Source organism: Synechococcus sp. 'PEA 65AY6A-5F PE A', from assembly GCF_047462575.1.
In the GTDB taxonomy this organism is placed as follows: domain Bacteria; phylum Cyanobacteriota; class Cyanobacteriia; order Thermostichales; family Thermostichaceae; genus Thermostichus.
In genome coordinates this window covers 1-26,416 of the sequence record NZ_JAOALE010000028.1, presented here as the reverse complement: position 1 = coordinate 26,416, position 26,416 = coordinate 1, and the positions used below count along the sequence as shown (strand labels likewise).

At 58.4% G+C, this 26,416-nt stretch carries 20 protein-coding genes, 1 tRNA gene and 2 pseudogenes; 12 read left to right on the top strand and 11 right to left on the bottom strand.

What is annotated here, in order from left to right; translation table 11 throughout:
• The first annotated feature begins 45 nt into the window (after nt 1–45).
• A tRNA-Phe gene (locus GG26_RS10000) sits at nt 46–118 on the top strand.
• Between the two features lie 114 nt (nt 119–232).
• On the opposite strand, the gene GG26_RS09995 is transcribed toward GG26_RS10000, so the two are convergent.
• Nucleotides 233–1,231: an ABC transporter permease gene (locus tag GG26_RS09995; protein WP_228375483.1), complete on the bottom strand. Its 999-nt coding sequence runs from the start codon at nt 1,229–1,231 to the stop codon at nt 233–235.
• Between the two features lie 57 nt (nt 1,232–1,288).
• The gene (locus GG26_RS09990; protein ID WP_011430183.1) at nt 1,289–2,095 is read right to left on the bottom strand and encodes an ABC transporter ATP-binding protein; all 807 of its coding nucleotides are present in this window, start codon (nt 2,093–2,095) and stop codon (nt 1,289–1,291) included.
• 244 nt (nt 2,096–2,339) lie between these two features.
• Here GG26_RS09990 and argJ point away from each other — a divergent pair, with 244 nt between their 5' ends.
• Nucleotides 2,340–3,560, top strand: coding sequence for a bifunctional glutamate N-acetyltransferase/amino-acid acetyltransferase ArgJ (gene argJ, locus GG26_RS09985; RefSeq protein WP_414390340.1), 1,221 nt, complete (start codon nt 2,340–2,342; stop codon nt 3,558–3,560).
• Between the two features lie 23 nt (nt 3,561–3,583).
• On the opposite strand, the gene psbH is transcribed toward argJ, so the two are convergent.
• Nucleotides 3,584–3,787: a photosystem II reaction center phosphoprotein PsbH gene (gene psbH, locus GG26_RS09980; RefSeq protein ID WP_011430181.1), complete on the bottom strand. Its 204-nt coding sequence runs from the start codon at nt 3,785–3,787 to the stop codon at nt 3,584–3,586.
• A 190-nt stretch (nt 3,788–3,977) separates the two neighbouring features.
• On the opposite strand from psbH, the gene psbN reads away from it, so the two are divergent.
• Nucleotides 3,978–4,109 (top strand): photosystem II reaction center protein PsbN, encoded by a 132-nt coding sequence (gene psbN / locus GG26_RS09975; protein WP_011430180.1) that lies wholly within the window; start codon nt 3,978–3,980, stop codon nt 4,107–4,109.
• Between the two features lie 26 nt (nt 4,110–4,135).
• Nucleotides 4,136–5,005, top strand: coding sequence for a diaminopimelate epimerase (gene dapF, locus GG26_RS09970; RefSeq protein ID WP_414390338.1), 870 nt, complete (start codon nt 4,136–4,138; stop codon nt 5,003–5,005).
• A gap of 6 nt (nt 5,006–5,011) precedes the next feature.
• Here the strand turns inward: dapF and GG26_RS09965 are convergent, their stop codons facing one another.
• Entirely contained in the window at nt 5,012–5,701 is a 690-nt protein-coding gene (locus tag GG26_RS09965; RefSeq protein WP_414390335.1) for a hypothetical protein, read from the bottom strand.
• Nucleotides 5,702–5,787: 86 nt separating this feature from the next.
• Nucleotides 5,788–6,351 (bottom strand): hypothetical protein, encoded by a 564-nt coding sequence (locus GG26_RS09960; protein ID WP_414390333.1) that lies wholly within the window; start codon nt 6,349–6,351, stop codon nt 5,788–5,790.
• Between the two features lie 201 nt (nt 6,352–6,552).
• On the opposite strand from GG26_RS09960, the gene pcrA reads away from it, so the two are divergent.
• Together pcrA and GG26_RS09950 are read left to right on the top strand one after the other, a co-directional pair.
• Nucleotides 6,553–8,898 carry a DNA helicase PcrA gene (pcrA, locus tag GG26_RS09955; RefSeq protein WP_414390331.1) on the top strand — a complete coding sequence of 782 codons (2,346 nt, stop codon included), beginning with the start codon at nt 6,553–6,555 and terminating at the stop codon, nt 8,896–8,898.
• A gap of 261 nt (nt 8,899–9,159) precedes the next feature.
• A pseudogene (locus GG26_RS09950) lies at nt 9,160–9,531 on the top strand (low molecular weight protein-tyrosine-phosphatase); the annotation flags it as partial.
• Nucleotides 9,532–9,821: 290 nt separating this feature from the next.
• Here the strand turns inward: GG26_RS09950 and GG26_RS09945 are convergent.
• The 4 genes from GG26_RS09945 to GG26_RS09930 all read right to left on the bottom strand — a co-directional run bounded on the left by GG26_RS09945 (nt 9,822) and on the right by GG26_RS09930 (nt 12,930).
• Nucleotides 9,822–10,112, bottom strand: a complete 291-nt coding sequence (locus tag GG26_RS09945) for a nucleotidyltransferase family protein (RefSeq protein ID WP_414390329.1) — start codon at nt 10,110–10,112, stop codon at nt 9,822–9,824.
• A 203-nt stretch (nt 10,113–10,315) separates the two neighbouring features.
• A complete protein-coding gene (locus tag GG26_RS09940) occupies nt 10,316–10,651 on the bottom strand; it encodes a putative toxin-antitoxin system toxin component, PIN family (protein ID WP_414390327.1) in 336 nt (111 codons plus the stop codon).
• A gap of 709 nt (nt 10,652–11,360) precedes the next feature.
• Nucleotides 11,361–11,594 carry a DUF4288 domain-containing protein gene (locus GG26_RS09935; RefSeq protein WP_414390325.1) on the bottom strand — a complete coding sequence of 78 codons (234 nt, stop codon included), beginning with the start codon at nt 11,592–11,594 and terminating at the stop codon, nt 11,361–11,363.
• Nucleotides 11,595–12,435: 841 nt separating this feature from the next.
• Nucleotides 12,436–12,930 (bottom strand): DUF3276 family protein, encoded by a 495-nt coding sequence (locus GG26_RS09930; protein ID WP_414390323.1) that lies wholly within the window; start codon nt 12,928–12,930, stop codon nt 12,436–12,438.
• A 494-nt stretch (nt 12,931–13,424) separates the two neighbouring features.
• Between GG26_RS09930 and GG26_RS09925 the strand changes: the two are divergent.
• Together GG26_RS09925 and GG26_RS09920 are read left to right on the top strand one after the other, a co-directional pair.
• A pseudogene (locus GG26_RS09925) lies at nt 13,425–13,592 on the top strand (tyrosine-type recombinase/integrase); the annotation flags it as partial.
• A 241-nt stretch (nt 13,593–13,833) separates the two neighbouring features.
• Nucleotides 13,834–17,796, top strand: a complete 3,963-nt coding sequence (locus GG26_RS09920) for a magnesium chelatase subunit H (RefSeq protein ID WP_414390320.1) — start codon at nt 13,834–13,836, stop codon at nt 17,794–17,796.
• A gap of 60 nt (nt 17,797–17,856) precedes the next feature.
• Here GG26_RS09920 and GG26_RS09915 read toward each other — a convergent pair whose 3' ends face one another.
• Nucleotides 17,857–18,699, bottom strand: coding sequence for a prepilin peptidase (locus GG26_RS09915; RefSeq protein WP_414390317.1), 843 nt, complete (start codon nt 18,697–18,699; stop codon nt 17,857–17,859).
• Nucleotides 18,700–18,775: 76 nt separating this feature from the next.
• Nucleotides 18,776–18,976, bottom strand: a complete 201-nt coding sequence (locus tag GG26_RS09910) for a hypothetical protein (RefSeq protein ID WP_041438278.1) — start codon at nt 18,974–18,976, stop codon at nt 18,776–18,778.
• A 445-nt stretch (nt 18,977–19,421) separates the two neighbouring features.
• On the opposite strand from GG26_RS09910, the gene GG26_RS09905 reads away from it, so the two are divergent.
• From GG26_RS09905 to GG26_RS09890, 4 genes are all read left to right on the top strand, one after another.
• Complete coding sequence (locus GG26_RS09905; RefSeq protein WP_414390314.1) at nt 19,422–21,677, top strand: ComEC/Rec2 family competence protein; 2,256 nt, start codon at nt 19,422–19,424, stop codon at nt 21,675–21,677.
• Between the two features lie 385 nt (nt 21,678–22,062).
• The gene (locus GG26_RS09900; protein ID WP_206336851.1) at nt 22,063–22,911 is read left to right on the top strand and encodes a DNA methyltransferase; all 849 of its coding nucleotides are present in this window, start codon (nt 22,063–22,065) and stop codon (nt 22,909–22,911) included.
• 7 nt (nt 22,912–22,918) lie between these two features.
• On the top strand, nt 22,919–25,942 hold the full coding sequence (locus tag GG26_RS09895; protein WP_414390311.1) for a DUF559 domain-containing protein: 3,024 nt from the start codon (nt 22,919–22,921) through the stop codon (nt 25,940–25,942).
• A complete protein-coding gene (locus tag GG26_RS09890; RefSeq protein ID WP_011430170.1) occupies nt 25,939–26,259 on the top strand; it encodes a nucleotidyltransferase domain-containing protein in 321 nt (106 codons plus the stop codon). The genes GG26_RS09895 and GG26_RS09890 overlap by 4 nt, the downstream gene beginning before the upstream one ends.
• The last annotated feature ends 157 nt before the right edge of the window (nt 26,260–26,416 follow it).

Sequence of the window (26,416 nt, the reverse complement as noted above, 5' to 3'; positions counted from 1 at the left end):
CTGTTGCCAAAGGCCCTCTTGGCATTCTAAAATGATAGTCCCAGAGCCGGGATAGCTCAGTTGGTAGAGCAGAGGACTGAAAATCCTCGTGTCACCAGTTCGAGTCTGGTTCCTGGCATCTGCCAATAACAGGTCAAGATGGGCTCAGGGCTGCAACCTGAGCCTTTTTGTTGCCGGGAATTCCCAGTTCTTGCCTTTTGCGAAACCGCTTCTGCCGGCTCTATGGCAAAAATTAGTTCTCGCGGCGCACAGCGCTCTCGTGCCACCTGCCCAGTATCTTGTCCGACAAAGCGCTCAAGGCCACAAAGATCAGGATCCCTAGGCCGGTAACCAGCACCAAGGCGGCAAACATGCGAGGCACCTGCAAATTAAAGCTGGAGATCAAGATTTGGTAGGCGATCCCGGCCCGTTGCCCACCGGTGCCGGCGACAAACTCCGCCACCACGGCCCCGATCAAAGAAAGGCCGCCGCTAATGCGCAGACCTCCCAGGAAGTAGGGCAGGGCACTGGGCAGACGCAAGTAGATCAAGGTTTGCCAGCGATTGGCCTTGTACAGTTGAAACAGGTTGAGCAGGTTGTGATCGACACTGTTTAATCCCAGGGTGGTGTTGGAGATAATGGGGAAAAAGGCGACAATCCAAGCGCAAACCACCATCGCAGCAAAGGTGTTGTTGCGCAGCCAGATGATGATCAACGGCGCGATGGAAACGATGGGTGTTGTTTGCAAAATCACCGCATAGGGAAAGAGGCTGCGCTCAATCCATTTGCTCTGGGCAAACAAAATCGCCAGCAAAAGCCCCGAGACTGTGGCCAAAAGGAACGCCACCACCGTAATTTGTAGGGTGATCAAAAGGGAAGGGAAAAGGGATCCCCACTCCCGCACCAGGGTTTGCGCCACCAAAATCGGCCCCGGCAATAGATAGGGAGGCACCCCCGTCAGCCGCACGGCCACTTCCCAGCCCACCAGAAAAAGGATCCCGACGATCCCAGGGGCAATCACGTCCAGGTTGAACCACTTGCGCAGATCCAACCCTTGCCCAGAGGTCGGCGGCGCAGAGCCAGGTACCTTAGCCGCATCGGTGGGTTGGGGCCTGAGTTGTTCTTCCACCGCGCTGCTCAGCCGAGGCAGCTCCCCATCCAGCCAGAGCCCAAAGGGGCGCTCTGGCGCGCCAAGCAGGGATCCCAGCCAGCGAGACAGCCAATCGAGAAGGAAACTGAAAGGACTCAGCATAGGGTAGGGGGAATCAAGGGGCTCTAACACCGGGAATGCTGCCAAAGGGGGATCCCGTCAGCCCAGCCGTCCGGCGGAGAGGGGGCGCAGGCAGGGATCCCGCTCCGTGTCGTGCATGGCCTCCCGCAAACGGGTCGCGACCTCCCGGCAATAGTCGTTGTAAAGGGGCGAGGTGCGAAACTCTTCCGAGCGGGGGTAGGGCGCCTCAATGGGGATATCCGCCACCACCCGCCCTGGGCGGGCTGCCATCACCACCACGCGGTTGGACAGATAGACGGCCTCGTAAATGTTGTGGGTAACAAAAATCACCGTCCAGCGCTTCTCCTGCCACAACTCCAGCAGTTCGCCGTTCAGCTTGCTGCGGGTGATCTCATCCAAAGCACCAAAAGGCTCGTCCATCAGCAACACCTGCGGCTTGGTTACCAAGGCGCGGGCAATGGAAGCCCGCATGCGCATACCGCCGGACAGCTCGCGGGGAAAATGGCGCTCAAACCCCCGCAAGCCCACCAGGTGGAGGGCTTCCAAAACCTCTCGATCGGCTTTTGGCCGAGGCTCACCGGCCAACTTCAGGGGCAGGCGCACATTGTCCATCACCGTTGCCCAGGGCATGAGGGCCGGCTCCTGAAACACAAAGGCCAATTTGGGCTTCCCTTGGGAGGTGTTTTGCCCCCACTCGATAGAGCCGGTGGTTAGGTCACCTAACCCTGCGATCAGCCGCAGCACCGTGCTTTTCCCACAGCCAGAGGGCCCCACCAAGCTGACGAACTGCCCCTCCTGGATGGCCATGTTCATGTCTTGCAAAGCCACCGTGCCATTGGCATAGACCTTGCTGACATGGTTAAGGGTAATGACAGGGGCGGGCATGGCTCGCGGTTCCTAGAGCAGAGGGCAAAGGGATCCCTTCCCAATCCAGAAAGAGAAGGGCGCACATTACCATTAAAACAACACTATCTGTCGCCTCTGCTGCGGTAGGCACAGCTACACCCCCCGACCTGGTTTCCAGAGAGTTTCTCGGGCAAAACTTGCCAGTTGCCAACCCTGGCCCTCAACCCCGATCTGAGCGCCAAGCCGGTATGATAGTGCCGATCACCCCCTGGCCCCAGAATCTATGGGATCCCAATTTAAACGGGTTGCAGGCGCCGTTACCGCCCCGCGAGGGTTCCGCGCTGCTGGCGTGGCTGCTGGCCTCAAGCCCTCCGGCGCTGCCGATCTCGCCCTAATTGTTTCCGACTGCGAGGCGGTGGGGGCTGGCGTTTTCACCAGCAACCAGGTCAAGGCCGCCTGTGTTACCTACAACCAAGGGATCCTCGCCCAAGGGCAGCCGGTGCGGGCCATTCTCTGCAATGCCGGCCAAGCCAACGCCTGTACAGGAGAAGAGGGGGAGCGCAACAACGCCCAACTGGCCCTCTGGGTAGGAGAACGGCTGGGGATCCCGGCCCAACAGGTGCTCACTGCCTCGACAGGGGTGATCGGGCGGCAATTGGAAATGGCCAAAATCGAGGCGGCCCTGCCCCGCCTGATCGACAGCCTCTCGCCGACAGGAGGAGAGAGCGCCGCCCGCGCCATCCTCACCACCGACCTGGTGACCAAGAGTACAGCCCTGGAGGCCGAGATCGACGGCTACACCGTCAGGCTGGGAGGCATCGCCAAGGGATCCGGTATGATCCACCCCAACTTGGCGACGATGTTAGCTTTCCTAACCTGCGATGCAGCCGTGGATCCTCCCCTCTGGCAGCAGATCCTCAAAGAGGCGGTTGACCTCAGCTTTAACCAAATCACCGTGGACGGGGATACCAGCACCAACGACATGGTGCTGGCTCTGGCCAACGGCCAAAGTGGGATTCCCACCCTGCAAGCTGGCACGAGAGCTGCCCAAGCCCTCGCCGAGATGGTTGTCCAGGTTTGCATTCACCTGGCTAAGGCCATCGCCCGCGACGGCGAGGGAGCCACCAAGTTGTTGCAGATCCGGGTGCAGGGCGCCCCCAACGACAGGTCAGCTCGGCAGATAGCCCGTGTCATTGCCAGCTCTCCCCTGGTGAAGGCGGCAGTTTTTGGCAACGATCCCAACTGGGGCCGGGTGGCCGCCGCCGCCGGACGGGCTGGGATCCCCTTTGACAGCCGCCGCTTGGAGGTTCGCCTGGGGGATTTTCTGCTGCTGCAGGGGGGAATGCCTCTGGCTTTTGATCGCCAGGCGGCCTCTGAGTACCTAAAGAGAGGGGATCCCGTAACCTTTACGGTAGACCTCCACCAGGGATCTGGCCAGGGCGTTGCCTGGGGCTGTGACCTCAGCTACGACTACGTGCGCATCAACGCCGAGTACACCACCTAGACAGCCCGCGGCAGCCAGGAGCCCTAGAAGCTGAGGCTCTCCCAGGAGACGTTGATGTCTTCCAGGAGCAGCGACTTGTTGTAGATCTGCAGGATGATCAGCAAGAAGATGCCGAACAGCACCATAAAGACCGCCATCAAAGGCGTGGTGCCCCAGCCAGGGGCCACCTTGCCGTATTCCGAGTTGAGAGGACGCAGCAGATCGCCCAGTTTGGTACGAATCGCCATAGGTTCTCGCGATAGGTCAAAGAGAGGACAGGTTTGCCAACTTGGAGGTCAGCACGGCGGCAGATCCCAGCCAGACAACCTCCTTTTAAAATCACGCTAACAGAATCTGGTCACTCCCCTTTGCCGCCGGCAATGAATTGTAAACTTGTGTAATATGTAGGGAGATTCTCTCAGAACTGAAGAGCTAACCATGGAATCCACCCTTTCGCTGGTTGTGGCCATTGCGGCAATAACCATCTGCATCACCGCCTTTGCCATCTACACCGCCTTTGGCCCCCCTTCCAAAAACTTGCAGGATCCCTACGAGATGCACGAGGATTGAAGCCGGTTGTTGTGCGGTTCCGCTGCATGCCTGTTCGGTTGCCCTCCCGTCTCTCCTTCCACAAATACCAGGGGCTGGGGAACGACTTTATCTTGGTGGACAACCGCCACCAGCCGCAGCCCTGTCTGACGCCTGAGGAAGCCATTGCCCTCTGCAACCGCCGCTTTGGCGTGGGGGCCGATGGGGTTATCTTTCTGCTGCCGGGGCAGGAGGGGGCCGACTTCAGCATGCGCCTGTTCAACAGCGACGGCTCGGAGGCGGAGATGTGCGGCAACGGCATCCGCTGTTTGGCCCGCTTTTTGCAGGATCTGGGGATCCCTAGCCAGGACGGCGCCTACCAGATCCACACCTTGGCGGGGCGGATCGTGCCGCAGGTGCGGCCCGATGGCTTGGTAACAGTGGACATGGGGATCCCTCGCCTCTTGGCCGGGCAGATCCCCACCACGCTGGCCAAACCAGAGGAAAAGGTGGTGCGGCAGCCCCTGCAGGTAGGCGGGCGGGAGTGGGCGGTGACGGCGGTGAGCATGGGCAACCCCCACTGTGTGGTCTTTTTGGAAGAAGGGAGATCCCTGGAAGAGCTGGACTTGGCAGCTGTGGGCCCCCTGTTTGAGCATCATCCGGCCTTTCCTGAGCGCACCAACACCGAATTTGTGCAGGTGCTCAGCCCGACTCGTCTGCGCCTACGGGTTTGGGAGCGGGGAGCAGGGGCAACGCTGGCTTGTGGGACGGGTGCCTGTGCTGTTTTGGTGGCTGCTGTTTTGGAGGAGCGCGCAGAATCGCAAGCTACAGTAGAACTGCCGGGAGGCAATCTGGAGATTCGCTGGGATCCGAGCACACAGCACGTGTGGATGACCGGCCCTGCCCTACACGTCTTCAGCGGCACCACTGCCGAGTGAGAGATCTCAGGATCCCAAACCCAGCAAGAGAAAGGCGAGCAGGGCGAGGATCCCGCGGGCCACGCTCCAGCCCTGCCGCCAGATCAGCGCCACCGCCAGGCCCAATAAGACCAAGCCCAAGCCCAGGCCAAGGCGGAGAAATAGAGGGTGTACAAACTGGCTGAGGGAGCGTTTGAGCCAGGGGAAGATCACCCCCAAGGCGAAGGCCAGTCCTACGGGGATCCAATCGATCCAACCTGTCTGCTCCCAGCCCCCCAACAGGTAAAAGCCGCCCAGACAAAGGCCCAGGCAGAAAAACAGCACCCGCATGCCGGGATAGTCTTGTCGATAGTTGAAAGCAAGGCTTCGGAGCTCCTTGGGGTGGGCCAAGACCAATGGCTCTACAGCAAAGCTTTCGCTCCACTCCGGCGCTTCTTCAGTTTGTCCGCGGCACCAAAGGTAAACGTTGACCTTGCGCAACCCTTGCAGCAGAGAGGCTTCCACCGCACTGCGCACCACCTCCATCACCTGCAGGGTATCCACCACATCGCCCGGCAGCCGTTCCAGCAGCACGTTGAGAACAGGCCCCTTCAGCTCGGCTCGGCCAAACAGCCGCAAGTTGGCAAGCTTGTAATCGAGGATTTGGTTCAAGATTTTGAGCTGGCGGCGCATGGGATCCCGCGAACAGAGAGCCGTCGTTCGACCGGTTGACTTCAAGCTTCAACATGACCGGTATGACCAGTTTAATGGCTTGGGCCAGAGCAGCAGAAAAGAGGCGTTGCCGGTGTGAAAGGGAAGTGGGACTATCCCATGAGGGTGCGAATGCACCGGCGAATGCTGAGGTTGGATTGCTCCAAGTCGGCAAATCCGCTCAGAAGAGTTCCCTGGCCGTCCAAAAGCAGCAAAGCGGCCTGTTGGCGAAAATTGATCCCAGGCAAAGCTGCAGCGGCTATTTCTTGCAGCTTCTGGATGGTTGCTCCCTCAAAATCGACCGAGACATACACAAACGGAGAAACCAGGCGGGGATCCGTCGGTACACTCTCCCGGATGGCCTGCAAAACCAAGTGGCGCACCAGCAGCAGCCCCCTGCCATCCACCAGCACGATCTGGCGCAGCCGAGGGTTTTGCCCAAACTCCAGGGCCAAACTTTTGGAGAGGGCTTCCGATTGCGAGCGGGTTTGGCTGTTGGTCAGGATCAGCGCTTGAATGCCCTCATACCGACTTAGGTCAAGCCGATCCCCAGAAACGCTTTCCACCTTGAGGTCAAGAGATGTTTTGGGGTTGCCGTTGCTGGGGCAGTTGCCAGCTTGGGCGGGATCGAACGCACCTTGAGAAAGCAGGGCAAGGGTGGCAAACCCCAAAGCCACAAGTCTCTTTTGAACGCAAAGCCAGCAGCGGTTAGCCGGGGCACAGCAGCAGGACAGCACTCGGTTCATGGCGGGGAGCTCTGGAGCGGGCCGGCCAAATCTTAACCGATCTTCATCTTTGGTGCTCCAAAATGCCCTCTGGGCTTCTCATCCCCATTGGGTTGGTGCCCATAATGGAAGGCAGTTTCTGGTTTGCTGGCCATGACTCACGCCTCTTTGCTGGATGCCCTCAACCCTTCTCAACGGCAAGCGGTGCAACACTTTTGTGGCCCGCTGCTGGTGGTGGCGGGGGCAGGTTCCGGCAAGACGCGCGCCCTCACCCACCGCATTGCCTACCTGGTTCGCCACTATCGGGTGGATCCAGGAGAAATTTTGGCCGTGACCTTCACCAACAAGGCCGCCCGTGAGATGAAAGAGCGCATTGAGCAGCTCTTTGCCGAACAAGAAGCTCAAGAACAATTTGGGATCCCCTTAGAGGAATTGGAGCCGGCCCAAGTCACCCGGCTGAAATCCAGCGTTTACCATCGGCTGATTAAACCCCTTTGGATCGGCACTTTCCACAGCTTATTTGCCCAGATCCTGCGCCTGGAGATCGAAAAATATCAGGATCCCAAGGGACGAAAGTGGACTCGCAACTTCTCGATTTTCGATGAATCGGACGCCCAATCCCTGGTTAAAGAGATTGTAACTAAGCAACTCAACTTAGATGAGCGCAAGTTCGATCCAAGATCGGTGCGCTATGCCATTAGCAATGCCAAAAATCAAGGTTGGACCCCTGCCGATCTGGAGCGCCACCAGCCCAATTTCCGAGGTCGCATCCTGGCTCAGGTTTACGAGCTCTACGAAGATCAACTGGCGGCCAATAATGCCCTCGATTTCGACAACTTAATTTGGATCCCGGTGCAACTTTTCCGCCAAAATGAGCAGGTTTTGGCCTACTGGCACCAGCGCTTTCGGCACATCTTGGTGGACGAATACCAAGATACCAACCGCACCCAGTACGAGCTGATCCGGCTCCTGGCCACCAACGGCGAGACCCGCCGCTCCGAGTGGGACTGGACCAATCGCTCCCTCTTTGTGGTGGGCGATGCAGATCAAAGCATCTATCGCTTTCGGGGGGCCGATTTCACCATTTTGCTGGAGTTTCAAGAGACCTTTGGCGATGGCCTGCCGGACGACGATACCCGCACCCTGATCAAATTGGAAGAAAACTATCGCTCCACCGCCACGATTTTGCAGGCGGCTAACGTCCTGATTGAGAAAAACACCGAGCGCATCGATAAAATTCTCCGGCCAACTCGCCCCCCCGGCCATCCCATCGTTTGCTACCAGGCGGAGGACGAAATGGCCGAGGCCGAGTTTGTGGTCAATACCATCCGGCGATTACACAGCCAAAATCCCAACTCTTCCTGGGGAGATTTTGCCATTCTCTACCGCACCAATGCCCAATCTCGCCCTTTTGAAGAGGTTTTGCTGCGGTGGGGGATCCCTTACACAGTGGTGGGGGGGCTGCGATTTTACGATCGCAAAGAGATTAAGGATGTGCTGGCCTATTTGCGGGTTGTGCTCAACCCTGCCGATTCTTTTAGCCTGTTGCGCATTATCAATGTGCCGCGGCGGGGCATCGGCAAGTCCACTCTGGACAAGCTAAGCGAAGCGGCGGCTGCCTTAAATGTGCCCCTGTGGACTATCCTCAGCGACGAGGCCTCTGTTACCAACCTGCTGGGGCGTTCGGCCAAGCCGGTTCTCCAGTTTGCCCAGCTTATCCAGCATTGGCACAGACAGATGGCCCAGGTTTCGGCTGCCGCCCTTCTGGAGGGGCTGCTGCGGGATTGCGGCTATCTGGAAGATCTCAAGGCCCAGGGCACAGAAGAGGCCGAGGAAAGGATCGCCAACGTGATGGAACTCTACAATGCCGCCCGCCAATTTGAAGAAGAACAGGAGGATCCCAGCCTCGAGGCTTTCTTGAGCAATGTGTCTTTAGCTTCCGATTTGGACACCCTTCAGGAGGGAGCTGAGAAAGTTTCGCTAATGACGTTGCATGCTTCCAAAGGGCTGGAGTTCCCGGTGGTGTTTTTGGTGGGGTTGGAACAAGGCCTGTTTCCCAATTTTCGCGCTTTGGAGGATCCTGCCGCGCTGGAAGAAGAACGGCGCCTCTGCTACGTGGGCATCACCCGCGCCCGCGAGCAATTGTTTGTCTGCCACGCCAGCGAGCGGCGGCTCTACGGCAACCGCGAGCCCGCCATCCCTTCCCTATTTTTGAGTGAGCTGCCCCAAGAGCTGATCCAATGGGAAAAAGGCAGGGGGCTTTCGTTCTCCGCCGACAACACGGCTGCGGCCACGCCCAAAGCAAAGGCTGCTCGCCGCCAAGGCCGTTCCTCCCAGTGGGCCGTTGGGGATCGCCTGCAACATCCCCAATTCGGACAGGGGCAAATTACCCACGTGTTCGGCAGCGGCGAACGGATCACCCTGGCGGTGAGGTTTCCCGCCATCGGCCAGCAGAAAATCTTGGATCCCCGCATCGCGCCCATTCAAAAGCTCAGCTAGCTGGCTGGGCTCGAAACCGCTTTGGAGATGGATGGCGTAGCGGTATGGGTCTCATCCTTTTTTGTAGGTGCCTTGATCTCGCCCAGAACTTGCTTGGAATAAGGCGGCTTGGCAGGGATCCCTTTTGTCTTGACACTCCCACCCAGGGGATTCTTACGCAGTCCACAAAAGAACCCGTAACGGCGTTGTCAAAGCGCCTCTAGACAGTTCCTGAAGGCAAAGCCCCAAGGTTCTGCTGACTTTCTTAAGCACAGGTTGGCGGCAGCCTATCACATCGGCAGCCCCCCAGATAGGCGCATGCAACAAGCAGCCCGATGCTATGGCCTGGAGCTGCAGGGCAAGGCCCGCCAGATCCAACCCGCCGACCTGCGCGAGTTCGATCTGATCCTGGCCATGGATCGACAAAATTACCGCGACATTCTCAGCTTGGATCCCCAGGGAAAATATGCCGAGAAAGTGCGCCTGATGTGCAGCTATTGCCGCTCTCATTCTGACGAAGAAGTTCCGGATCCCTACTACGGGGGTGAGGCTGGATTCCATTACGTGATCGAGCTGCTCTGGGATGCCTGTAGCGGCTTGCTGGAATCCCTGGTTCCCGGGATCCAATGCCCACCGTTGCCCCCCCGTGCTTGAGAGCTTGTGTGTTTACTTATAGTCAATTCAAATGGCGATGAGACGGTAGCCAGTACAATAGCTCCGTTTGCGATAGTCATTCCGAACAAGTTTGGGACATTTGCCCTGCCTTCGATCTCTAACCGGCCAACACAAACATACCCCTTGTCTGTCTCCCAAAGCAGACTAGGGGAACCTGGGATCCCCAAGTTGCTTTCCTGCAGTCTGAAACAACCATATATCCTGGCCCAGAGGGATCCTCATCTAACTTAATTGCCTCTATTTCCGATCTTACTCTGTTCTGCCAATCTCTAGAAGGCACGAACCACCTCCCGGAGAACGGATTCTTGCAGATAGGGCTTGAGGGAGTCAGGCGTACCTAGATCAACCGGACTCTCTAAAATTTCCTCTAGATATCGTTTCAAGCGTACAAAAGTGAACAATCCAACTGGACGGTCAAGCTCTACTAGCAGATCGATATCACTGTCTGTTTGCGCTTCATCCCTTGCTACTGAACCAAAGAGCATTAGAGACTTTACGCCAAAGTCCTTCAGAGTGTTCTGGTGATTTGTCAGTAATGTAAGGACTTCCTGTTTTTGCATTACCCAACCTGCAATGAAAAGAAAAGTCCATTAGGAATTATAGCTCACCTATTTCCTCTCAATTACGACTCAAACAAAGATTCATAACGCTTTGCAGGTCGCAGGCACAGTTGAGCCGAGGCACACCTTGCAGAGGACAGGGATCCCTGGGTTTCCGCAATGAGGGCATTTGAGCTTGCTCATCATCTTGTCTCTGGGTACATCTAACGGCACGCACATCTTGCCTTGCCATTAACAGCCAGTTCAAGAAACTTGTCGTCTTTGGGATCACGACACGTCGCCACGCGCTCTACAATCTCCACCAAGACGCCATCTCTAACAAAAGTGCTCAAGAACTCCATCCGTTCTTCCTCGGTTATATACCTTTCAAATCCTTTGCGCCGCAGGACATCGCTCAATTCTTCAACGGTCACACGTGAGATAAGCAATTTGCCTCTCTGTGTTGCCCTGTCAAAGACTTGACGAGTGACAGGACATCTCAACAGGAGCGCACTGATAACAACATTGGTATCAAAAACAAAGCATGGTTCATTCGACATTCAGCAGAGATTCCAGTATCTCAGGAGTTAAGCCACGCTCCTGTGCTTTTTGGCTGACTTCATCTATGACAACCTGAAGGGGACGCGGTGGTACGATGAGGTCGCGCAGCCAAAGGTTAAGTAACAACTAAAACTTTCTTTGCAGGTCAGCAGGAATTTGACTGTAAAGTCTCGCTGTATCTGCATCCAGAGGAATGGTAATCACTGTGTTCATCTTTCCAACTCCTCGATGTTGGATATTATTACACTTGAGATTAAGTCGCGCTGGCTAACGCCTTAACTCACCCGCCACCCCAAATCCGGGATCCCAGCCAATAACCTATCCCAAGGTCGGGTGCAGTGACTTGTTATGTTGAGTGACTCTCCCTCCCTAAAGGTATCAGGATCCTCAGTGACCAGCCCCCAGGGATCCCTACCCAATCACTGACTTTCTACCAAGGCTGGCAACATAATGACAATGATTTGGGATGAGGCTCGCGCTATATCGAGATTTCTGAGCTTGGTTGAGGGATCCATTTTTTTGCTTATTGTATTGAGTACATTGAATTGAGACCATTAGAATTGAGCATAGGAAAGCCAAACTATAGTTCTTCACCTGACAAAAGTGGTTCAAACTCTTTATATGCTTGATAATTACGAAAATGTCGAGCATAAATTTCTGCTCCATCAAGATCGACATCATACAAAACTTGATTCAGTTCAATTCAATTCAACTCACATCAACAATATACTTTAACTTCCACGTTATTGAGTCACCTACTTCATTATTAAATGTACATGTATGAGCGTTTGCATATTCCTGGGCTTTCTGATTTGCTTCTTCTAGAGAACTAGCCTTTATTAGCATAAAACTCTCTTCAAAAAGAGTTTTATAGTCTGGCGATGATGATGAAGATTCATAAACTAACACAGCGATATAAACGTTTATGTCTTGACGATCCATTCTGATTCTCCAACTATTTCAAAAATCCGCGATCATTTAACAGCTTCCACGCTTTCTTGTAGTTTGCGGCATTTCCCGCCTTTATGTTGCCAAGTGTTTCGTTCAAAAGCTCTCCTGGAAATTCTTGTCTGATTGATGCTTTTCGGCATTTGCTAATGAAGCTATCAGCAATGTCACCCAAATTGTTATTAGCAACACAGTCGGCAGACGGACAACTGGCGGTGTAGAAAGCTGGATCCGCTGAGGATAGGGATCGCTCTACGGATGGGGCACAGGGATCCAGGGCAGGCAGATAACAGCTATCTTCTACCTTCAGGCAGATAACAGCTATCTTCTACCTTATTGCAGGCACATCCCGGCGGTTGATGGCACTTCAAGTTGACGTTGATGCAGCTATTGCCACAGGCTTTACCCGTCACACATCGACGACAACAGGTACTGCAATCGACGGGATCACCTGGCTGTGACCGTTCTACCCTAATGATGGACAGTGATGGATCCGAGTTAATAGTCGAAGCAGTCCGAGATCCACTGCCACAACCCACAAATAGGAGCAGCGATAACAGTATTAGAAAAAACTGTGCGAGCTTAAATGGTTGAGCTTTCATACAATGAGATCCATCAGTTTGCTTCACTCGTGCTAATTGAGAGGACAAGGTATCGATGACAAGAGTTTTAGAATCTTGACTTGTCATGTCAATGGAATCCCTTTCTTTAGCAACGAGTCTTGATTAGGGCTGGCAACATAACGGTTTGCGCATCACCCGCAGGCGAGCCGAGCGCAGCGAGGCGAAGCCTGTCGGGTGCATGCGCGTGTTAGCCGCCGCTTACTTCCTGGAATTCACTTCTGATCTTCTCGTGCTGACAATAAACCCAACTTTGCTAATCGGGAACGAATTGCACTTGGCTGCCTTTGAAAGAATGTTGCCAATTCGACGATGCCAATTCCTTCATGATATTTTGTCTTCAATCGCTCATCTTCGTCAGATGTCCACCGTTCGTAGGCCTTTGGATACTTTTGCCTTATGTTATCGAGATTGTATGTTTTGCTCTTGACACCCAAAAACTGCAATGCTTTCTGCAAGCCTTCGGTGAACATTTCCAAATGCTCTTCAAAAATCATCACCCTGCTGTGATCGTAACTTGTACCCGTCTGCCGTGACTCACTAATGACCAGATATTTAGTTCCATCTTTGGCTTCTTTTACATCAAAAAAATAGGTGCGACTGCCTGCCACAATTTTATGGGTGAAAAGCTCTTTCTTTTCTTCGTTATTCACTGATGCTCTTCTCCTATCTTTCTTCTCGCAGACAAATGCCAGAGTTTGCTTTGACATTTACGCTGGTGTCAGACCTGTCTCAAGGCGGCTAACATGTGTTTCTGCAGCTAGATGACTGATAATCACCTAAGAAGCAGACTTTTCCATCGCCTAGTCCATCGCCTAGTGTAATGCTGCCCTAATTTGTCTGTATAGTCAACATTTTGAGCGATAATTACCTCCAAAGGGTTTTTATCTGGCTGAATGAGCATTAACACACCTATACCTAGACCCAGAAAGCTCCTGGAGCAAGTCAGCTAGAAATCGCAGGAGCCTCGCACTGTACTCATAAAGTCAGTGTCGGGAGGAATGTGCGACTTCACTTGCCTTGTGCTACAATAACATTGCGGGCACCAGAAACGGTTATTTAAGGCACTGGTAACGGTCGATTGGGGCTGCTGTAAACCAGCCTAGAGGTTCGGGCCTGTTTTGTTCTCTGGTAGAGCAGAGCAGGCCCAGGGCTACTAAAAGCCTACTCTGTATCGCTAAAGCGGTACGGAGTCGGGTAGTTTACTTGCCACACCTTCCGCCATAGTTTTGCCACTCATCTCCTGCAAAACAGCTACGACATCCGCACCGTCCAAGAATTGTTGGGCCACAAAGATGTCAAAACCACCATGATTTACACCCATGTGCTGAATAAAGGCGGGCGCGGGGTGAGAAGTCCATTGGATCCTTAGAAGGGGACGCTCTCTGGGGAAGGGATCCTCTTCCCCTTTACAGTACCTCAGCGATCATTGCGAATTGTTACGACCTTGCCGTCATACCCCCGGCAGGGATCCGTTTCTCTGGTAGAACGGGAAACAGACAATAGGGGATCCTGCCTATCGCGTCAGCGGGACGGAGTCCTTTCGCGTCAGCGGGACAGAATCCTTTCCCCGGTTTACCCAATTTTTGCATTGCACAAGGGAGAGCGACCGCATGTTTACTCTGGTTAAGCCCATCACCCGCCACGTGGCCCCTGACGAGCTAGGGGGGCGCCGACTGATGAAGGTGGTGTACGTGGTGTTGGAGCCGCAGTATCAGAGTGCTCTGACAGCAGCGGTGCAGCGCATCAACGCCCGCAACCCCAAGCTGGCGGTGGAGCTGTCTGGCTACTTGGTGGAGGAGCTGCGGGATCCCTCGGGGTATGAGGCTTTTCGGCGGGATCTGGAAACGGCCAATGTCTTTATTGGATCCTTGATCTTCATCGAGGACATTGCCCAGAAGGTGGTGCAGGCGGTAGAACCCCTGCGGGAGCGGTTGGATGCGGTGGTGGTGTTCCCCTCCATGCCGGAGGTGATGCGCCTGAATAAGCTGGGATCCTTTTCTATGGCGCAACTGGGCCAGTCCAAGAGCGCCATCGCCCAGTTCATGCGCAAGCGCCAGCAGGGATCCAACTTCCAGGAGGGGATGCTGAAGCTGTTGCAGACGCTGCCCAAGGTGCTGAAGTACCTGCCCTTTGACAAGGCCCAGGATGCCCGCAACTTCATGCTTAGCTTCCAGTACTGGCTGGGCGGATCCCGCGAGAACCTGGAGAACTTTTTGCTGATGCTGGCGGATCGCTACCTGCCGGGGATGCGGGATCAGGTCAAGTTTGCCGAGCCGGTCACCTATCTGGAAATGGGCATTTGGCACCCGCTGGCGCCGCAGATGTTTGCCAGCCTGGCGGAGTATTGGGATTGGTACAACGCCCGCGAGGATCTGCCAGAGGAGGTGAAGGATCCCTTGGCCCCCTGCGTGGGTCTGGTGCTGCAGCGCACCCACCTGGTGACGGGGGACGATGCCCACTACGTGGCCATGGTGCAGGAGCTGGAGTCGCGCGGGGCGCGGGTGGTGCCAGTGTTTGCCGGCGGCTTGGACTTTTCCAAGCCGGTGAACGAGTTTTTCTGGAACGAGCAGAAGACGGCGCCAATTGTGGATGTGGTGGTGTCGCTAACCGGGTTTGCCCTGGTGGGCGGGCCGGCGCGGCAGGATCACCCCAAGGCGGTGGAAGCGCTGCAACGGCTGAATCGTCCCTACATGGTGGCGCTGCCCTTGGTGTTTCAATCGACGGAGGAATGGGCTGCCAGCGACCTGGGGCTGCACCCGGTGCAGGTGGCTCTGCAGATTGCCATTCCCGAGCTGGACGGGGCCATTGATCCCATCATCCTCTCAGGGCGGGACGCGGCCACCGGCAAAGCCCATGCCATGCAGGATCGGATTGAGTTGATCGCGGCGCGGGCGATTAAGTGGGCCAACCTGCGACGTAAGCCCAAGCTGGAGAAGAAGATCGCCATCACCGTTTTCAGCTTCCCGCCGGACAAGGGCAATGTGGGGACAGCAGCCTACTTGGATGTATTTGCCTCTATTCACCGGGTGATGCAGGCGCTGGCCCACAACGGCTATGACCTGGGGCCAGAGCTGCCCAAAACGCCGCAGGAGCTGATGGAGTCCATCCTGCACGATCCCCAGGCCCAGTACGCCAGCCCGGAGCTGAACGTGGCGGCCAAGCTGTCGGTGCGGGAATATGAGGCCCTGACGCCCTATGTCAAAGCCATTGAGAAATACTGGGGGCCGGCGCCGGGGCACCTGAATACCGATGGGCAAAATCTGCTGATTTACGGCAAACACTTTGGCAACCTGTTCATCGGGGTGCAGCCCACCTTTGGCTACGAAGGGGATCCCATGCGGCTGCTCTTTTCGAGATCGGCCAGCCCCCACCACGGCTTTGCCGCCTACTACACCTACCTGGAAAAGGTTTGGAAGGCCGACGTGGTCATCCACTTTGGCACCCATGGCTCTTTGGAGTTCATGCCGGGCAAGCAGATCGGCATGTCGGGCGAGTGCTACCCGGACAATTTGATCGGATCCCTGCCCAACTTGTACTACTACGCCGCCAACAACCCCAGCGAGGCCACCATCGCCAAGCGGCGCGGCTATGCTTGCACCATCAGCTACCTGACGCCGCCGGCAGAAAACGCCGGCCTCTACAAGGGGCTGCAGGAGCTGCGGGAGTTGATCGGCTCTTACCAAAGCCTGCGGGAAGGAGGACGCGGCATTCAGATTGTCAATGCCATCTGCGACAAGGCGCGCCTGGTCAACCTGGACAAGGATGTGGAGCTGCCCCAGGTGGATGCGGCCCAGCTCACCCTGGAAGAGCGGGACACGGTGGTGGGCAAGCTCTACGCCAAGCTGATGGAGATCGAGTCGCGGCTGTTGCCCTGTGGCCTGCATGTGATCGGGGCGCCCCCCACGGCGGAGGAGGCCATCGCTACCCTGGTGAGCATCGCCAGCATCGACCGCCCGGAAGAAGGGATCCTCGGCCTGCCGCGCATCCTCGCCCAGAGCCTGGGCCGAGACATCGACGAGCTCTACCGCAACCGGGATCGGGGGCACCTGGCGGATACAGAGCTGCTGGATCGCATCAACAAGGCCTGCCACAAGGCGGTGGCGGCCCTGGTGCAGGAGCAAACCGACGCCCAGGGGCGGGTCTCGCGGGTGGCCAAGCTCAATTTCTTCAACATGGGACGGCAGGCGCCCTGGCTGGTGGCCCTGAAGGAGGCGGGCTATCCGCAGGTGGATCCAGACCTGCTCAAGCCTTTGTTTGAGTTTCTGGAAGAGTGCCTCAAGCAAATCACGGCCGATTGTGAGCTGGGATCCCTGCTTCGCGCTTTGGAAGGGGAGTACATCCTGCCGGGGCCGGGCGGGGATCCCATCCGCAACCCCGCTGTGTTGCCGACGGGGCGCAACATCCACGCCTTGGATCCCCAGTCTATCCCCACGGCAGCGGCCATTAAGTCGGCGGAGATGGTGGTGGAGCGGCTGCTGGCCCGCGAGCTGAGCGCCAACGGCGGCAGGTACCCGGAAACCATCTCGGTGGTGCTCTGGGGCACGGACAACATCAAGACCTACGGCGAGTCGCTGGCGCAGGTGCTGTGTTTGCTGGGGGTGCGTCCCCAGCCGGATGCCCTGGGGCGGGTGAACAAGGTGGAGCTGATCCCCTTGGAGGAGCTGGGGCGGCCCCGCATTGACGTGGTGGTCAACTGCTCCGGCGTGTTCCGGGATCTCTTTGTCAACCAAATGGCCCTCCTCGACCGGGCGGTAAAGCTGGCGGCCCTGGCCGATGAGCCGCTGGAGCTGAACTATGTGCGCAAGCACGCTCTGCAGCAGGCCAAGGAGCTGGGGCTGACGCTGGAGCAGGCGGCAACGCGGGTCTTTTCCAACGCTTCTGGCTCCTACTCGGCCAACATCAACCTGGCGGTGGAAAACAGCTCCTGGGAGGACGAGAGCGAGCTGCGGGAGATGTACCTCTCGCGTAAGTCCTTTGCCTTCGGATCCAATCTGCCCAACCAGCAGATGCGGCAGCTGTTTGAGGCCAGCCTGAAGACGGTGGACGTGACCTTCCAGAATCTGGATTCGTCGGAGATCAGCCTGACGGATGTCAGCCACTACTTCGATGCGGATCCCACCAAGCTGGTGCAGAGCCTGCGCCCGGACGGCAAGGCCCCCTCGGCCTACATGGCGGATACCACCACGCCCAGCGCCCAGATCCGCACCCTGAGCGAGACGATCCGCCTCGATGCTCGCACCAAGCTGCTCAACCCCAAGTGGTACGAGGGCATGCTCAAGCACGGCTACGAAGGGGTGCGGGAGATCGCCAAGCGGCTGGTGAATACCTCCGGCTGGTCGGCCACGGCGGGAGCGGTGGACAACTGGATCTACGAGGAAACCAACGAGACCTTCATCAAGGACGAGGCGATGCGGCAGCGCCTGATGAACCTCAACCCCCACTCCTTCCGGCGCATCGTCGGCACCCTGCTGGAGGTGCACGGGCGTGGCTACTGGCAGACTTCCCAGGCCAACATCGAGCGCCTGCAGGAGCTGTACCAAGAAGTGGAAGACCGGATCGAGGGGGTGGAGTAGAGGCCAAAAGGGATCCCTGCCGATCGTTGCCGTTGCCACTGGAAGAGGGGTGAGGGAGTTCTACCCCAGCAACCCCGACCAGCGTAGGTAGGCCTCGATTAGGGGGGATCCCGCCAAGGCGGCCACGGCGCCGCCTAGAGCCAAGTAGGGGCCGAAGGGGATGGGTTTGCCCAGGCGGGCCCTTTCCCCGGCCATGGCCAGCAGGCTGCCCAGCAAACCAAGCCCAGAGCCCAAGATGAGGGCCACCAACACCCCTTGCCAGCCCAGCCACATGCCGATCAGGGCCAGCAGCTTACCATCTCCTCCGCCCATGGCCTCCCGCCGCAAAACCCAACGGGCGACAAAGCCAATGCCTTCCAACAGCCAGATGCCCAGCACGGCGCCCGCGATCCCGGCCACCAGTGACCAGCCCATGGCGGCCAGGGATCCCGACCCTTCCAGCCAGGGCAGCGCCAGGCGGGCCAGCAGCCCCGCCAGCAGGCCGGAGCGGGTGAGCGACTCCGGCAGCCAAAACGTATCCAGGTCAACCAGGGCCAGCGCCAGCAGCCAGCCCAACAAGACACAGGTGAGGAGCCCGCGGGGAGAAAATCCCAAGATGGCGATGCTGAGGCCGAACAGCCCCATGGTCAAGGCTTCAACGGCAGGGTAGCGCCAGCTAATCTGCGCCCCGCAGTGGCGGCAGCGGCCCCGCAGCAGGAACCAGCCCAGAATGGGGATGTTCTCCATCGGGCCCAGGGGCGTCTTGCAGTGGGGACAATGGGAGCCGGGATGGAGCAGAGAAAGACCTTGCGGCAGGCGATAGACCACCACATTGAGAAAGCTGCCCACACAGGCCCCCAGCACCAACACCAGCACCCAGACCAACAGGCGCAGCTCCCAGGTGCTGGCAAGGAAGTCCACCATCGCAGCCGTCCACAGGGAGAAAAAGAGGCTTGCTCTGCTATCGTAGGCGCCTAGGCTCGGCTTGGGCAGAAGGGCCTCAGCGGAGCGGCTCCAACTGCTGCAGCGGAATGAAAGTTTCTTGGGGCAGCAGGATGGGAAACTCAGAAAAGATCAGATCCCCTCGCAGGGTACGGCGATGGATGACCACGCCCCGCGGCGGCTGCTCCAGCACCTCCGGTCGATACTGCAAATGGTATTGATAGATCTGGCGAGCTGCTTGCAGCAAAGCGCTGTCCATGTGCGGTTTCCCCACCTCGCAAAGCCCACTATCACCCTAACGACCCTGCCAAGATTCTCTGGGATCCCTAACGTTCTGTCCGCGCCTTTTGAGCATTTTTAGAAACGCTTAAGCTTCCTTAAGAGCGGCGGATCCCTTGAGCTAGACGCTCACTCCTTTGACCAGAGGCGGGCCGATCCGCCTCGCCTCTCGGTAGCTTAAACCCTAGGATATCGCCGTCAAGAGCCAGTGGGCCATCTTTCCCAATTCTTAAACTTGCAAGAGGAAGGATCTGGAGGGTGCGTTGCCCATCTGGCGGGAGCATGCGGCTGGTGGCGAGCGCCAGCCCTAGGCCGGATGCAGTTTGCCTCTGTCTTGCGGGGTCGGCAACCGGTCAAGGTTAAGACAACGCCATGGATCCCGCCTGAGCGCGAGAGTACAGTGGGGGCAAAAGCGCTGAAGAGGGATGGAGAGAACCTATCTGCTGGGGCTGGGCTGGATCCTGGGCCTGTTGCTGCGGGCCTGGCCGGCGGCGAGCGGCTGGGGCTGGGGGATCCCGCTGGCTTTGGGATTGGCGGGATCGCTGCTGTACCGGCGACGACCGCGCTTGGCCCGCACCTGGCTGGCGATGGGGCTGGTGGGGTGTCTGGCCTGGGCCTACCTGGGCTGGCAGCAGCCGGTTCCCGGCCCGACGGATATCAGCCTTCTGGCCCCGCAGCGGCAGATGAGCCTGGTGGGCACCGTTCTTTCGGAGCCCCGCCCCACCCGCAGCGAGCGGCGGCAATTTTGGCTGGAGGCGGAGCAGGTGCTGGAGGCCAACCAAACGGCCCGCCAGGTAAGCGGCAAGCTCTACGTCACTGCCAGCCCTGAGGCTCTCCCAAGCCAGGATCTCCATCCCAACCAGCGGGTGCGCCTGACGGGATCCCTCTACCTTCCCAGTCCCGCCTTAAACCCGGGCAGCTTTGACTTTCAGGCCTATCTGCAGCGGCAGGGGGCTTTTGCCGGCTTCATCGCCCGCGAGGTGATCCCCCAGCCGGGGGGAAGGGGCTGGGGAGGTTGGGTGCTGCGGCGGCGGGTGCGGGAGGCGTTCATTGCCGGGCTGGGGGAGCGGCAGGGGAACCTCTTGGCTTCCTTGGTGCTGGGATCCCGGGCTGCCCAGTTGGATTTTGATTTGCAGGATGCCTTTCGAGAAGTTGGCCTGGCCCATGCGCTAGCGGCCTCTGGGTTTCACGTGTCGCTGCTGGTGGGGGTGGTGTTTGTCCTAACGCGGCGGCTGGCGGTACGCCTGCAGCAGGGGATCCTCCTGGCGGTCTTGGGGATTTACCTGGCCTTGACGGGCTTTACCCCTTCGGTGCTGCGGGCGGCGGTGATGGGGGCAGCGGCCATGCTGGTGTTGACGGAGCCAAGACTGGAAGGAAAAGTTAGGCTTAACCCCCTGGGGACGCTGCTGGTGGCGGCGGTTTTGCTGTTGATCTACCAGCCGCTGTGGATTACCGATCTGGGGTTTCAGCTCAGCTTTGCCGCCACCCTGGGCCTGCTGGTGGGGGCAGGGCCGATTGGATCCCGGCTGGACTTTTTGCCGCCGGCGGTGGCCACGGCTCTGGCCGTTCCGCTGGCCGCCCAGATCTGGACGCTGCCGCTGCAGGTGGCCATCTTTGGCCGCATCCCCACCTACTCGCTGCTGGCCAACCCGCTGCTGCTGCTTCTCTTGGTGCCCCTGCTGGTGGCGGGGTTTGGGGTGGCTTTTGTGGCCTTGCTCTGGCCGGGGCTGGGATCCCTGCTGGCCCGGCCCTTGACGTTTTTGATCACGCCTTTGATCAACTGGGTGGGCTGGATGGCCAGCTGGCCCCTGAGCTCCTACTACACCGGCAGGGTCTCGCTGCTCCAGTGTCTACTTCTCTACGGGGCGCTGGTGGCTTTGACCTTTTGGCCCCGCTGGCGGCGGGCTTTGCGCTGGCAGGGCACTGCTCTGATAATGGCCGCCATCCTCTTGGGGCCAAGGCTGTGGCCGGGGCCGCCGGTCGAGATCACCGCTTTGGCCAGTGGCCGCCTCCCCGTCCTGGCCATCCAAGCCGAAGGACGCCACCTCTTGCTCAACAGCGGCGATCCCCGCCTGGCCGAGCGCACCGTGTTGCCCTTTTTGCGGCAGCAGGGCCTGCGCCGTCTGGAGGGGGCGGTGGCCATGACCTCTGCCGGCTCGGCCAATGGGGGCTGGGAGATCCTGCTTTCAGCTTTCTCCATCGGGCAGTTCTGGGACGGGGGCGGCGTCAATGCCGCCTCGGACAGCTACCTGCGCTCTCTTAGCGCCGTGCAAGCTGCCGGGATCCCCTATCAAGTCTTGCGGCCTGCCGACCGGATCCCCTTCTCGGAGCGGCTGAAGCTGCAGGCCGTCCACACCAACCCCTTGGTGTTGACCTTGGAGGCCGAGGGATCCCGCTGGCTGCTCTTGGGATCCGCCGGCCCCCCTGTCCAGGCGGAGCTGACCGGATCCCCCTTGCTGCCGGCCCAGATCGACTGGCTGTGGTGGGATGGGGGATCGCTGATCCTGGACTTGCTGGAGCGCTTTCAGGTGCAGGCGGGCATCAGCTCCGGCCCTGTTGGCGAGGCAGTGACCACCTGGTTTCGGCAAAAGCAGCGGCCCCTCTACATTGCCGAGCGCGTTGGAGCAGTAACCTGGTCGCCCCGGGGCGTGCAAACCCTGCGGGCGCCACTGGACGGATAGGTGGCTTGGGGGAGAAGGGCTTAGGCGACAGCTCAAGGCTGGATCAAAAGTTACTGATACATTTACGCTGAACACTGCTGAACATCACTGTTCAACTATGCAGCGATAGCATTCTGTTTGTTTCCAAACAGAATGGCGGTATCCCGCAAAGCTTTGAGTAGAATACCCAAAGCGCAGTTTCCGTGTCGTCTTACTACCAATTTTCTGCTTTGCTTTGGCTACCATGTTGGCAGACTCGAAAGTAAACAGAAAGATCAACTGGTAGTAATCCGTACTGAACATATTATACATTATTTTCAGTATAGTTGAGCTTATTATTGACTAGAGTCATGCTCTCAAGCTAGCCTTCCCACTAAGCCCACGACAAACCAACAGGCAGGACTGGATGGCAGCCAAGAAAACCGACACCAAACGCCCAATCGAATCCTACGAGCACCGCGACAAAGAGCGTGTCAATAATCCACCTGTGGGGTTGGTGACGCCCCAGACTGACCCGGATGCCGGGCAAACGAAAAAGCGCTATGCCTACGATCCTCACCTCGACCCGCAACTGGTCTGGGCCGGCAAGGCCGAGCACACCTCGTTCGCGGTGCCGACGATCTCGCTCCATGTCCACGAGCGCATCGACCCCCGTACGATCATCGAGGCGGTGAAGAAGCGGAACGGCAGCGGCGGCGCGGAGCAACTCAGCCTTTTTGAAGAGGAACGCCGAGAGCCGCTGCGCCAGGCCGTCGAGTTCTACCAGCACAAACACGGCTGGACCAACCGCCTCATCGCTGGCGACTCGCTCCTGGTGATGAATTCGCTCCTGGAAAAAGAGGGCATGGCGGGCAAAGTGCAGATGATCTACCTCGACCCGCCCTACGGCATCAAATACGGCTCTAACTTCCAGCCCTTCGTCAACAAGCGCGACGTCAAGGACGGCAAAGACGAGGATTTAACCAGCGAGCCAGAGCAAATCCGCGCCTTCCGCGACACCTGGGAGCTAGGCATCCACTCCTACCTCACCTACCTGCGCGACCGGCTACTGCTGGCGCGAGAACTCCTCACCGAAAGCGGCAGCATCTTCGTGCAGATCGGCGACGAGAACGTCCATCTGGTACGCTGCTTGATGGATGAAGTGTTTGGGGCGGGGAATTTTGTGCGACTTATCACGTTCGCTAAAACCGGCAGCATGGTATCCAACGAGTTAGGCCGGACGAGTGATTATCTGAATCTGGTATGCCAGGGATAAAAAATATTTGAAATATCGCCAGTTGTATTCTGAAAAGCTGCCTGATGCCTTCTATAGTAATGTGGAGCTACCCGACGGTACCGTGCGAAAGATTACCCGGGCCGAGATGGTCGATCCGTCGCTGTTGCCAGCGGGAGCAAAGGTCTTCCAGCTCGTAAGCCTGGAGAGCTCGGGGCCGCCGGGCGAGGATACGCCGCTCCAATTTAAGGGAGAGACCTTCAGACCGAACAAGAACAGCCATTGGAAGCTGATCTACCCCGATGGCATGGAGGCGTTGAAACGCACGGGTCGCGTGACTAAGGATGGCAGCAAACTTCGATGGAAATATTATATCGACGATTATCCGCTCAAGGTCTTGTCTGAGGTCTGGGACGACACGGCCGGATTCAATCCTGAGCAACGATACGTGGTTGAAACGCGTACGAAGGTTGTAGAGCGCTGCCTCCTGATGACCACCGACCCGGGCGATTTGGTGTTTGACCCGACGTGTGTGCGGAAGGGGACGCGGGTGTGGTGTGTGAAGGACGGGGGACGCTCCCTCCCCGTTTACGGGGAGGGCTGGGGAGGGGCTGACAGAGGAGAAGCTAACCAGGAAGAGGCCAACTGTGGAGGGGCCACACTGCTTTCCGAGGATGGAGGAGGCAGCCCCCCTGTGGTCCCCCCGCATGGGGGGGGACACTGCTCCCTCCCCGCTTGTGGGGAGGGCCGGGGTGGGGCTGAATGGGATAGGGCCATCCTGCGCCCCATCGAATCCATCCAGCCCGGCGACTGGGTTTTGGGGCATGACGGGCAACCGCATCGCGTCGTGCGCGTGATCCGCCGGCCGTACCGCGGCAAGATGATCGGCATCCGCCACGAAAAAACTGACGCGACGCTCTGGCTCTCTGCCGACCACAAGGTGCTCGCCAAACGCCGCCCGCGCTCACTGGGAGGGCATAACGACTGGTCGGGCATTCCCCGGGGGTTGCGCGGGCGAAGCAAAATGCTGCGGCGTGAAATGACCCCGCCGGAGCGTAAGCTGTGGACGGCGCTGCGCAACAACCAAACCGGTTTCGCCTTCCGACGCCAGCATCCCATCGGTCGGTATATAGCAGATTTTTACAGCCGCGACGCCCAACTTGTCGTCGAGGTGGACGGCGTGCTGGCCCACAGCAGCGAAGAGGCACTGGCTCACGATCAGGCCCGCGATGCCTATCTCCGCGAGCTGGGCTTGGAGGTGCTGCGCGTCCCGGCCAGGGAGGTGCTGTCCAATCTGGAGGGCGTTTACGAAACCATTCGACACGCCTGCCAACTTCAGCTCAGCGTCGAGAAGGCCGAATGGGTGGAAGCGCAGGACCTGGCTGTGGGGGATTGGGTCTTCTTTGGTCCGCAGCGGGTCGCCGTGCGCATCGCCGAACTCCACACGCAAGAAACCGAAGAGGAGTTGTATGACCTGGAGGTAGAAGACGCGCACTCTTTCATCACGGAGCTGTGCGTCGTGCACAATTGCGGCAGCGGCACCACCGCCTACGTTGCCGAGCAGTGGGGCCGGCGCTGGATCACCTGCGACACCTCACGCGTCGCGATCACAATCGCCCGCCAGCGGCTGATGACTGCGGTTTTCGACTACTACGAACTGGCGCACCCGCAGGAGGGCGTCGGCTCCGGCTTCAAGTACAAGACCGTGCCCCATGTCACGCTCAAGTCCATCGCCAATAACCCGGAGATCGACGGCATTTACGCGCGGCTCCATCCGGCAGTGGCAGCGGCCCTTGCTGAGCTGAACGCTGCGCTTCATGGCCAGCCGGTCAAATTCCAGGTCACCCAAGGCGGTCGGGCCGGCCAGTTCGTGGACTTCGCCGCACCCGATGAAGCAACCTTCACCATGCCCGCTGGCCAGGTGGTCAAGGTCAACGAGCTGGTGGAATGGGAAGTGCCCTTTACGTTTCCTGCCGACTGGCCGGAAAAAGCGCGCGAACCCTTCGAGCGTTTCCATCAAGCCCGCCGCACCCTCCAAAAGGAGATCGACGCCGCCATCGCCCGCCATGCGCCGCAGGAGACGCTCTACGACCAGCCCTTTGTGGACAGGAAGAAGGTGCGCGTCACCGGCCCCTTTACGGTTGAAGCGGTGCCGGCACCGGCGGTCAAGTCGGTGGACGAGATTTTGGAGGAGAAGCCGCAACCTGCCGATACGTCTATTACCCGCTCCGGCGAGACCCTGCGCCAGGCCGAATGGCGTGACGAACTGCTGCGCACCGGCATTCGCGGCAAGAACGGGCAATACATCCGCTTTGCCCGCCTAGAGCCCCTGCCCGGTTGCCGCTGGCTCCATGCCGAGGGGGAAACGCGGCCAAGCGACGAAGGGGCAAATACCGTGCGCGAGACGGCGCCAGCCTACGATCCCATGCGCGTGGTCGTCTCCTTCGGCCCGGAATATGGCCCGCTCGAGCAGCGGCAAGTTGAGCATGCCTGGCAAGAGGCGCGGATGCTCAGCCCACAGCCCAAACTGCTGATCTTCGCCGCCTTTCAATTTGACCCCGAAGCAGCAAAAGATATTGACGAGATGAAGCCAGAGCTGGCCGGCATGCAGTTCCTCAAAGTCCAAATGAACGCCGACCTACTCACCGACGACCTCAAAAAGAAGCGCGCCAGTAACGAATCCTTCTGGCTCATCGGGCAGCCGGATGTGGAGCTGCGCAAAGCCGAAGATGGCTGGTTTGTGGTTGAGGTACACGGTTTCGACTACTACAACACCAAGACCGGGGCCATCGAATCGGGCGGCAAGGACAAGATTGCCATGTGGATGCTCGATACCGACTACGACGGGCGCTGCCTCTACCCCCGTCAGGTCTTCTTCCCGATGGCGGGCGAGAAAGAAGGCTGGGCGAAGCTGGCGCGCAATCTCAAGGCCGAGATTGACGAGGACCTCATAAAAGCCTATAGCGGTACGGTGTCGTTGCCCTTCGCACCGGGCGAGCACAAGCGCATTGCCGTCAAGATCGTGGATGACCGGGGCATTGAGAGCCTGAAGGTAATGGAGTTGCCAATATGATCGATGATCAAACCTTGCAAGAGATCGTCCGGCGTATCGTGGCAGCGGCCCAGCCCAGCCGCGTACTCTTGTTTGGCTCCTATGGCCGCGGCGATGCCGACGCGGGTTCCGACCTAGACATCATGGTGATCAAACCAGAGGTGTCTGATCGGTACGCCGAAATGATTCGTTTGCACGAAGCGGTGGGCGATATGGGCCCAGGGTTGGATATCCTCGTTTATTCCGAGGCGGAATACCAGCGGCGCAGCCGTGTGCCAGGCACCGTGCTGTACTGGGCGCGCAAGCAGGGAAAAGACCTCTATGAAGCCGCATCTTGAGGAGGCTTGGCGGTTGTTGCGCCTAGCGGAGCGCGACATCAAAGCCTTCGAAGTCCTCAAAAAAGCGCCGGATGTTCATCTCTCCATTACAGCCTGTTAAGAGCTCAAGGGGTACAATAGCAGCACTTAGCAAACCAACTTCGGAAGGAGGATGGAT

Coding starts and splice junctions, on each gene's coding strand:
- GG26_RS09995 (WP_228375483.1), bottom strand. CDS start 1,231: ATGCTGAGTCCTTTCAGTTTCCTTCTCGATTGGCTGTCTCGCTGGCTG.
- GG26_RS09990 (WP_011430183.1), bottom strand. CDS start 2,095: ATGCCCGCCCCTGTCATTACCCTTAACCATGTCAGCAAGGTCTATGCC.
- argJ (WP_414390340.1), top strand. CDS start 2,340: ATGGGATCCCAATTTAAACGGGTTGCAGGCGCCGTTACCGCCCCGCGA.
- psbH (WP_011430181.1), bottom strand. CDS start 3,787: ATGGCGATTCGTACCAAACTGGGCGATCTGCTGCGTCCTCTCAACTCG.
- psbN (WP_011430180.1), top strand. CDS start 3,978: ATGGAATCCACCCTTTCGCTGGTTGTGGCCATTGCGGCAATAACCATC.
- dapF (WP_414390338.1), top strand. CDS start 4,136: ATGCCTGTTCGGTTGCCCTCCCGTCTCTCCTTCCACAAATACCAGGGG.
- pcrA (WP_414390331.1), top strand. CDS start 6,553: ATGACTCACGCCTCTTTGCTGGATGCCCTCAACCCTTCTCAACGGCAA.
- GG26_RS09945 (WP_414390329.1), bottom strand. CDS start 10,112: ATGCAAAAACAGGAAGTCCTTACATTACTGACAAATCACCAGAACACT.
- GG26_RS09940 (WP_414390327.1), bottom strand. CDS start 10,651: ATGTCGAATGAACCATGCTTTGTTTTTGATACCAATGTTGTTATCAGT.
- GG26_RS09935 (WP_414390325.1), bottom strand. CDS start 11,594: ATGGATCGTCAAGACATAAACGTTTATATCGCTGTGTTAGTTTATGAA.
- GG26_RS09930 (WP_414390323.1), bottom strand. CDS start 12,930: ATGTCAAAGCAAACTCTGGCATTTGTCTGCGAGAAGAAAGATAGGAGA.
- GG26_RS09920 (WP_414390320.1), top strand. CDS start 13,834: ATGTTTACTCTGGTTAAGCCCATCACCCGCCACGTGGCCCCTGACGAG.
- GG26_RS09915 (WP_414390317.1), bottom strand. CDS start 18,699: ATGGTGGACTTCCTTGCCAGCACCTGGGAGCTGCGCCTGTTGGTCTGG.
- GG26_RS09910 (WP_041438278.1), bottom strand. CDS start 18,976: ATGGACAGCGCTTTGCTGCAAGCAGCTCGCCAGATCTATCAATACCAT.
- GG26_RS09905 (WP_414390314.1), top strand. CDS start 19,422: ATGGAGAGAACCTATCTGCTGGGGCTGGGCTGGATCCTGGGCCTGTTG.
- GG26_RS09900 (WP_206336851.1), top strand. CDS start 22,063: ATGGCAGCCAAGAAAACCGACACCAAACGCCCAATCGAATCCTACGAG.
- GG26_RS09890 (WP_011430170.1), top strand. CDS start 25,939: ATGATCGATGATCAAACCTTGCAAGAGATCGTCCGGCGTATCGTGGCA.